The organism is Vicinamibacteria bacterium (assembly GCA_035620555.1).
Taxonomy (GTDB): Bacteria; Acidobacteriota; Vicinamibacteria; order Marinacidobacterales; family SMYC01; genus DASPGQ01.
Genome location: DASPGQ010000652.1, coordinates 1 through 5,876 on the forward strand (window position 1 = coordinate 1; position 5,876 = coordinate 5,876).

At 63.0% G+C, this 5,876-nt stretch carries 6 protein-coding genes; 4 read left to right on the top strand and 2 right to left on the bottom strand.

From position 1 onward, the window contains the following. The 3 genes from VEK15_26535 to VEK15_26545 all read left to right on the top strand — a co-directional run. Window positions 1-530: arginine deiminase family protein (locus tag VEK15_26535; protein ID HXV64285.1), on the top strand; the 530-nt coding region annotated here is incomplete at its 5' end. Window positions 531-536: 6 nt separating this feature from the next. Next, window positions 537-803 (top strand): hypothetical protein, encoded by a 267-nt coding sequence (locus VEK15_26540; protein HXV64286.1) that lies wholly within the window; start codon window positions 537-539, stop codon window positions 801-803. Further along, the gene (locus VEK15_26545; GenBank protein HXV64287.1) at window positions 791-1,801 is read left to right on the top strand and encodes a S1/P1 nuclease; all 1,011 of its coding nucleotides are present in this window, start codon (window positions 791-793) and stop codon (window positions 1,799-1,801) included. Before VEK15_26540 ends, VEK15_26545 begins: the two co-directional genes overlap by 13 nt. Here VEK15_26545 and VEK15_26550 read toward each other — a convergent pair. Further along, entirely contained in the window at window positions 1,713-2,435 is a 723-nt protein-coding gene (locus tag VEK15_26550) for a hypothetical protein (GenBank protein HXV64288.1), read from the bottom strand. The genes VEK15_26545 and VEK15_26550 overlap by 89 nt on opposite strands. A 117-nt stretch (window positions 2,436-2,552) precedes the next feature. Here VEK15_26550 and VEK15_26555 point away from each other — a divergent pair, with 117 nt between their 5' ends. Beyond that, a complete protein-coding gene (locus tag VEK15_26555; protein HXV64289.1) occupies window positions 2,553-2,927 on the top strand; it encodes a cupin domain-containing protein in 375 nt (124 codons plus the stop codon). On the opposite strand, the gene VEK15_26560 is transcribed toward VEK15_26555, so the two are convergent. After that, on the bottom strand, window positions 2,924-5,857 hold the full coding sequence (locus VEK15_26560) for a UvrD-helicase domain-containing protein (GenBank protein ID HXV64290.1): 2,934 nt from the start codon (window positions 5,855-5,857) through the stop codon (window positions 2,924-2,926). The genes VEK15_26555 and VEK15_26560 overlap by 4 nt on opposite strands. Window positions 5,858-5,876 lie beyond the last annotated feature (19 nt).

Sequence of the window (5,876 nt, forward strand, 5' to 3'; positions counted from 1 at the left end):
AGCTCGGCGTACCGATCCTCGGGGCGATCGAGTCTCCGGGAACGACCGAAGGTGGGGACCTGGTCTGGCTCGATGAGACGACGTTGCTCGTGGGCGAAGGCTATCGGACGAATGCCTCCGGCATCGAACAGCTCGACGCCTTGTTGGCGCCCCACGGGATTCGGGTCTTGAGCTCGTCTCTCCCTCACGGCCCTGGCCCGGCGGGGTGTCTTCACCTCATGTCGCTCTTGAGCCTTCTCGACGAGCGTACCGCCCTCGTTGACTTGCCGTGGCTCAGCGTTCCGACCGTGCAAGAGCTCGAACGGCGCCGATTCGAGCTCATCCCCATCGAGCCTTCGGAGCGAGAGAGCCTCGCCGTCAACGTGCTCGCTCTGGGAGATCGCAAGCTTCTGGCGCTCGCCGAGAATGAGAAGACCAACCGGCGGATGATGGATGCCGGATTCGAGGTCCTAACCTTTCCGGGCGCGGAAATCTGCTTGAACGGCTCGGGCGGGCCGACCTGCCTTACCCGTCCATTCCTTCGAGGCTAATCCGATATGAAGATCGCTCGGATTGCGATTCTCGTCGCCCTGATTCTCGTGGGCCTTTACATCGTGACCTCGACCTCGAAGCTCGGCAAGGTGAGCTGCGAAGTCTGCATGGAGTTCCGCGGCGAATCCGTTTGTCGCACCGCTAGTGGTGTCTCGCTCGAAGAAGCGATCGACACCGCCAGGAACAACGCCTGTGCCCAAATCGCGAGAGGCCGCACCGAGAGCATCCTGTGCGGCGGCTCGGAGCCGACGAGCGTCCAATGCGACGAGTGAAGATTCTCCTCGCTTGTTGCCTGACGGCGTCCTCGGCTTCCGCCTGGGACCTCTTCGGCCATCACGTCGTGTGCGCGATCGCCTGGGAGGAACTGGACGAGCCGACGCGCCGGGATGTGATCGAGGGATTGCTCGATGCACCGGAGAGCTCCGATATCAAGAGCCTTCTCCCTCCCGGCCCGAGGCCTTACGCCGAACGCTCGCGCGAGCTGTTCCTGAAGACCTGTGCATGGGCAGACCTAGTGCGCGACGAGCTTTTGCCCGAGCGTAAAGAGCTCTACGACCATCCCCAATGGCACTATGTCAATCGTTTCTGGACGCCGCAGGGGTCGGGCTTTAAGCTCCTGCCGGAGATGGGAACACTCGGAGAGCTCGTCGAGCGACTCGAGACTTCGGCGAAAGCAGCGGCCAATGACTCCCGTCCGGCGTCCGAGCGCGCCATCGATATCGCCTGGGTTCTCCACCTGGTGGGCGATGTGCATCAGCCGCTTCACTCGAGCGGGCGGGTGACCGAGCGCGATCCCGAGGGAGACCGCGGCGGAAACGATTTCGAGCTGGAAGACCTGGAGGCGGGAAACCTTCACGCATACTGGGACTCGATTCTCACCCGCTCGCGGAGGAAGTATCACAGCGAGAGCTACTTCTCGTGGGTGACGCGGGTCGCTTCGGAGTTGGCGGAGGCCCACCCTCGGGATCGGCTCGGAGAAGAGATCGCATCGAAGGATTTCGATGGGTGGTCCCGAGCGGGTGCGATGCTGGCGATGTCGGAGGCCTATCCGAGTTATCTCGTCCGAGATGCGGCGCCGCCGCGAGAGTACCAGTCTCGCGTCTTTGCCGTTGCTTCCCGCCAGGGCGCGCTCGCCGGCTACCGTCTCGCCGATCTTCTCGAGCAGATCTTCCGGGAAGCTCTCACCGCTTCCGGCTCGAGTGCCGCCTGGGCGTGTAACGGTCGAGAATCATCATCTTCTGCCAGATTTTCCGGGACAGCGCCGTCGTGAGGTTCTCGATCTCGTCGACGGCCGCGAGCGCTTGGGAATCGGGGAAGCTCTGGACGTATAGGGCGCCCACCTTGGAGATCAGAGCCAGCATCTCACTGCAGTAGTCGAGGTAGCGATTCAGCTCGAACGGCGTCATGTTTCGATCCGGGGAGACGTCGGTCTTCGGATGCTGGCTGAGCACCATCTCGGGATCCTTCGTGAGCTGATGCATGTCCACGATGTGGGCGAGTGCGCGAAGCTCGTTGACCGCCGCCAGGGCGCGGTTGCGTTTGACGCGGGTCTCGAGGGTGACGAGAAACGCGATACCCGCGCCGAGAAAGACGATGTCGCCGAGGAGCGCGTCGGCTGCTTCTGCGAAAGTGGCCAGGTTCCAGAAATCGTCCGTCATCCGCACATTCGTCACCACCAGCCCGGCAATGCCGGAAAGACCGAACGCGAGCAGCAGCACGACGCTCACCCGAAGCGGGATATTGGGCTTTTTGATGCGCTCGCAGCGCTTCTGTGTCTCCCGAGCCACGTCGAGGAGCTCTTCCGAGACGCGCCTCAATCCGGACTCGGGGAACCGCGCCTGAATCCGGTTCCGGAGACTCTCGGCAGTCTTCAGGATTTCATCCGCGCGGATCGTGCGGTACATCTGGACTTTTCGGCCTGAGATTGGGTGCTGAATCTATTCTAACAGGCGGGGAGTCGACCTTGGGGCATTGTACCGAAGCTTTGGATCCGCCGCTGGTGGCGGCCATAGGATTCGGCCATGCCGAGCTCAAAGGTGAACATCGAAGAGAAACTCGCTTCCTTCGAGGACCAATGGGTCCCCAAGATCGTGGGCGAGTTGAATGGCCAATACGTCAAGCTGGTAAAGACCGCCGGAGAGTACGTCTGGCATCATCACCGCGACGAGGACGAGATGTTTCTCGTCGTCTCCGGTCGGTTGGAGATTCATTTGCGGGACGGGATCGTCGACCTCGCGCCGGGCGAGTTCTTCATCGTCCCCCGAGGCGTCGAGCACAAGCCCGTCGTTCCCGAGGGCGTTGCCAGCGTACTTCTATTCGAGCCAAAGACGACGCGCAATACCGGCAACGTGGATCACGAGTACACGATTGAGCCCGAACGGCTTCAGAAGCTCTAGCTTTGTAGAACGATTTCGCGTCCGGGGAAGAGCTCCGCGGCTGCCTGCTGCGCCTCCTCGCCGCCGCGCACGACGACCGTGGTCGCACCAACATCCACTCGGGGAATGACTCCCCGATGCAGAACGCCTTGGCGAAACATGGAATAAGGGAGATTCCGGTAGACTCTTCCCTCGCTCGGAGCGGGGTGGAGCTCGCCGGCGTCCGCGGTCTCGACTCGGAGCTCGAACGCTCCACCGGAAAGCGGCTCGAGCCGGAGGCGATACGCGGGCGGGGGCCGATCGTCCTCGAACCGCCTCGGTTCTGGCGAGCCGAGGAGGCAGATCTCATGCCCGCGCCAGTCGACTCGAGGCAGCGAGGAAACCAGGGCCTCGCTGGCGCAATCCTGAAACTCTTCCGGTAGCAATGCGAAGAGGCTTCCGGGCCGCTCGGCATCGTCCGAAAGAACGACCGAGAGCGAAAGGAACCGCCGCGCTCGAGTGAGGGCCACGTACAGCAGCCGTTTCTCCTCTTCGACGACGCGGTTCGGGGCATCGTCCTCGTCCGTTGCTGCGAGGGCGCTGACCTCGACTCGGCCGTCGGCGAGCTCCCGGATGCGCGGCAAAGACCGGTCTTGACGAGCTCTCTGGTGCAGATTGACGAGAAAGACGCTCTCGAACTCGAGCCCTTTGGCCGCGTGAATGGTCATCAAGTTGACGGCGTCCACCGCCTCGAGCACCGCGGGCGACTCCTCGTCGGTCGTGGCATTCTCGAGAAAATCCGCGAGTCGCGACATGGTCAGATAGCCGCGGTTCTCGGCACGCCGGATCATCTCCAGAAGCTTCTTGAGGTTTTCCCAGCTCTGCTCCCGCCCGGCCAGACGTGCCGCGTACTCGCTTTCGTCGAGAATCTGGTCCAGGAGATCGACGGGCGGAATGCGGTCGACCCACTCGAGCCATCGAGGGACGAGACGTGCCGCACGCTCGAACAACTTGCGGTCCCGGGTCTCGATCGGGATCGATGTCGCGAGGATTCCGTCCGAGAGCCATCGAGACAGCGGCTTATCCCCCGAGCTACCTTGTTTGATTGCCAGACGAACGAGGGCAGTGTCCGATATGCCCACGAATCGCGAGCGCGCAAGCTCCGCGGCCCTCAGCTCCTTGTCGGGCTCGGCGAGAAAACGCACGAGCGCGGTTACATCCCGCACTTCGGGCGAGTCGAAAAAACCGAGACCGCGGTAGACATAGGTTGGCACGCCGCGTTCGGTCAATGCCTCTTCGTAGGCGCGATACGAAGAACGGTTTCGAAACAAAACGGCGATGTCCCTCGGCCGAAGTTTCTCGTCCTCGAGGAGGCGGACCACCTCGTCCGCCACCGCTCCGGCGACGCGGGTGAGCTCGGTTCCGACGGCCAGAGCGACGGGCCTCTCTCCCTCACCGACGTCCGATATGGGAAACAGATCCGCCTCGCGATACTGAAACGACCAATCGAGGTCCGAGGGCGCTTTGGGCATCTCGGAGAAGAGGTCGTTCAGAAAGGCCAGAAGCTTCCCCCGGGCCCGGAAGCTATGCCGTAGCGTGAGGCGCTTCGCGCCGCGGCTACGGATGCGAAGAAGGTGGCGTGACGCCTTCTCCAAAACCTCCACGCGGGCGTCGCGCCAGCCGTAGATCGACTGCTTCTTGTCGCCGACGATGAAGAGGCTCGGTTCGCGGATCCTGCCTTCCCCACGTCCCCGCGATTGCTCGTCGAGGATCACTTCCTGTACGAGTCCGGCGCCCTCTCCCCAGGACGAGACCAGCGCGGCGACGAGTCGCCACTGCGCCTCGTTCGTATCCTGAAACTCGTCGATGAGCAGGTGGTGGTAACGCGATTCGAGGCGGAAACGGCTTTGGGAGAACTCGCCACGGTTCTCGAGGAGCTGCACCGCCCTGGTGAGAAGGTCGGTGAAATCGAGCGCGGCATGAAGCTGCTTGAGCTCGTCGAAACGCGCCGCGCCCGTTCGATACAGAAGATGGAGGTGGCGTACGGCATAGAAATCTTTCTCCCGCGTCCAGCGCCGGGAGATCCCGGCCACGAGCGGCGCGAGGCCGAGGACGCGGTCCCGGTGCGTCTCGTAGTCGGCCCGGCTCGTGAAACTCTTGGCCGGCAGAGGCGGGCGGCGCCTGGGCTCCAGATCCTGCGTCAGGAAGTAGCTCAGGATCTCCTCGACATCGATGGGGGTCGCTTGCTTCGGGTCGACTCCGCGTCGGAGCGCGAACGCGAAAGCGCCAAAACTCGGCGTCGGAGGGGAGGGGCCGGTTTGCAGAAACCTTTCGACTCCGTCGCGTCCGCGAAGCGCTTCTGCGAGCGAATTGGAAACACGCTCGAGAGCGCCTCTCAAGCTGACCGTCGGCGGGAGGACCCGCGCAACGTATCGATCGAGAATCTCGGCCCGGACCAGTCGGCTTACGAGGAAATCCCGGAGACCGCGCCTCAGGGCGTCGATGCCGAATCGAGCCATCAGGAAGCTCAAATCGGGAGAACGCCTCGTGCGCGATACTCGAAAAGCGTGGTCGATCGCTTCATGCATCAACCGCTCGGTCTCGACAGGGTCGAGGAGCTTGAGATCCGGGTCGAGACCCGCTTCGAGCGGAAACTCTCGGAGCAAGCCGAGGCAGAAGGCGTCGATGGTCGTGACATGGATCTCGAAGAGTCGATGGCGAATCTCCGCCCACAGATCGGGGCGCTCCTTCAGCTCGTCGACGATGCGAGTCTTCATCTCTCCTGCCGCTTTGCGAGTGAAGGTGATGGCCAAGATGTGGCGCGGGCTCGCTCCCTCTTCGACGAGACGAAGATAACGACGGACCAGAACGCTCGTCTTTCCCGTGCCCGCCGAGGCCTCGAGGGCCACGTTCAGCGTGGGATCGGTCGCCAGCGTACGGGCGCGTCGATCGACGAACCTGTCGGGCTTCATTCCCCTTCCTCGATTTCTT

Coding starts and splice junctions, on each gene's coding strand:
- VEK15_26540 (HXV64286.1), top strand. CDS start 537: ATGAAGATCGCTCGGATTGCGATTCTCGTCGCCCTGATTCTCGTGGGC.
- VEK15_26545 (HXV64287.1), top strand. CDS start 791: ATGCGACGAGTGAAGATTCTCCTCGCTTGTTGCCTGACGGCGTCCTCG.
- VEK15_26550 (HXV64288.1), bottom strand. CDS start 2,435: ATGTACCGCACGATCCGCGCGGATGAAATCCTGAAGACTGCCGAGAGT.
- VEK15_26555 (HXV64289.1), top strand. CDS start 2,553: ATGCCGAGCTCAAAGGTGAACATCGAAGAGAAACTCGCTTCCTTCGAG.
- VEK15_26560 (HXV64290.1), bottom strand. CDS start 5,857: ATGAAGCCCGACAGGTTCGTCGATCGACGCGCCCGTACGCTGGCGACC.